Origin of the sequence: Hydrocoleum sp. CS-953 (assembly GCF_002260545.1) — a bacterium.
Lineage (GTDB): Bacteria > Cyanobacteriota > Cyanobacteriia > Cyanobacteriales > Microcoleaceae > Trichodesmium.
The window spans coordinates 1-2,289 of the sequence record NZ_LGSU01000150.1 but is presented as its reverse complement, the minus strand read 5'-3'; the positions used below and the strand labels follow the sequence as shown (position 1 = coordinate 2,289).

General features: G+C 34.0%; 1 protein-coding gene and 2 pseudogenes. All 3 read left to right on the top strand.

Annotation, left to right across the window (positions count from 1 at the left end; genetic code table 11):
* A pseudogene (locus AFK68_RS43995) lies at positions 1-97 on the top strand (pentapeptide repeat-containing protein); the annotation flags it as partial.
* Between the two features lie 21 nt (positions 98-118).
* Positions 119-594 (top strand): annotated as a pseudogene (locus AFK68_RS43990) (pentapeptide repeat-containing protein); the annotation flags it as partial.
* 1 nt (position 595) lies between these two features.
* A partial coding sequence (locus tag AFK68_RS01125; RefSeq protein ID WP_210407160.1) for a CHAT domain-containing protein occupies positions 596-2,289 on the top strand: 1,694 nt, incomplete at both ends.

Here is a 2,289-nt window from a genome sequence, read left to right as displayed (position 1 = left end):
ATGCTAATTTAACCGATACTGACTTTAGTCATGCCATTCTTAAAAGCACAAATTTCCGATTTGCTAATACCACCCGCACATTCTACCGACAAACCAANTCCTTAAATTTGCTGTTGCTATTGGAGCTTTAGGAGGCACCAATTTTAAAAATGCTAATTTAACCGATACTGACTTTAGTCATGCCATTCTTAAAAGCACAAATTTCCGATTTGCTAATACCACCCGCACATTCTGGCGACAAACCCAATATTTAAAATTTGCCAGAGTCGAAGCAACTATATTAGAAGATATAAAAGTCAGAGATTTACTAATAACTGGATGGGGAAAAGACCAAGAATTTATAGGAGCAAATTTAAGAGGAGCAAACCTCATAAGTGCCGATTTAAGTAACGCCAATTTAAAACTAGCAGACTTAGGAGAAGCTTCCCTACAAGCTGCCAATTTAAACAATGCAAATTTAACCGAAACATTAGCAATAGCTACTAACTTTACCACCGCTCAAATGTCAGGAACTTGTTTAGAAGGTTGGAATATCGACCATACAACTATCCTCGATAATGTTGAATCAAAATATATCTATTTATTAGAAGAAGCNGAGCGTCGCCCTAGTAGTGGATATTTCCAAGAAGGAGACTTTACAAAATTATTCAAAGAAGTCTTAAATACTGTAGATTTAATATTCCGAAATGGAGTAGATTTTACCGCCTTTATGTCTTCTTTCAAAACAATACAAATAGAAAACGAAGACACCCCCATGAAAATTCGAGGGATGGAAAATAAAGGTGATGGAGTAGTAGTAATTAAAATCGATGTACCTCCAGAAACTCAGAAGAAGGAAAAAATTCATCGAGACTTTATGGAAATATACGAGCAAAATGTTCAATTTTTAGAGAAAAAGTATCAGCAAGAATTACAAGAAACCAAAAGACAGATAAATCAAAATATTCAGGAAAGTGAGAGAAAGTATCAGATAGAGTTGGCAGAAATTAAGAAACAAAATTATCGTTCCGAAGAGCAAAATAAAAATATGAAAGATTTGGTTGAGCAAATATTTCAAAAATCAACTGCTGCTAATTATTTAGTGACTCTGAATTTTGAAGGGGGAAATTTTGCCACAGGTTTTCCAGTTATTAGAGCTAATTTTTGGTTAGACGGTCATCCTTTACCAATTTCTTTAAGTGGTAAATTACCCGCAAATTCAGAAATTCCTCAACTCTATCAAAACTGGAGCAAAAAATATCAACAATTAAGAGAATGCTATGGAAGTTTAGGCTCCCTTCCTAGAATCAAAATGAAGAAAGAGCAGACAACAAATTTTTCTAAAAAAGATATATATCAGGAAATTCACGAAATAATTAGTCAAATTCAGGAATTAGAGAAAGAGTGGCGACTTTTGCTTAATGAATGGTTAAATACTCCAAGTTTTAACGAAATAGAAAAGGAGCTACGAACTAAATTTTATGCCTCAGACAAAGTACGATTAATTATTCAATCTGAAGATATTTTAATGCAGCGACTTCCCTGGCACTTATGGAATTTTTTCTCAGATTATCTATTTGCTGAAACTGCTATAGGTTTGCCAGAAGCTAACCGAGTTGAAAAGTTAAATATTGCCAGAGAAAAAATTCGTATTTTAGCAATTTTTGGAAATGATGAAGGGATAAATGTTGAGGCAGATAAACAATATTTGTCTAGTCTCTCCACGAAAGCCGAAATTTTCTCTTTAGTTAAACCAAGTCGCCAAGAATTAGATGAAAAATTATGGGATGAAAAAGGTTGGGATATTATTTGTTTTTCTGGTCATAGTCAAAGTAAAGCGGATGGGAGTACAGGATGTTTTTATTTAGGGAATGAAACAAAAATGACAGTTGAGGAATTAAAAAACTCCCTGGCAACAACTATTAGGAAAGGTCTACAATTAGCAATTTTTAATTCTTGCGATGGATTAGGTTTAGCTCGACAACTTGCGAAGTTACATATTCCCGCAATTATTGTTATGCGAGAAGAAGTTCCAGATGTAGTCGCCCATAAATTTTTACACCATTTTCTCCAGTCATTTACTAATGGAAAATCTCTATATATTTCTGTGCGAGAAGCGAGGGAAAAATTACAAGTAATGGAAAATAAATTTCCTGGTGCAAGTTGGTTGCCAGTTATTTGTCAAAATTCCGTAGAAATACCTCCTACCTGGCAAAGTTTACAAATCGCTCATTCTAATTTTGAGGGTAGTTTGACAAAATTATTATCACCTATCGAAACTAAACGGTTTAAACTCCTCACATCAAAGCA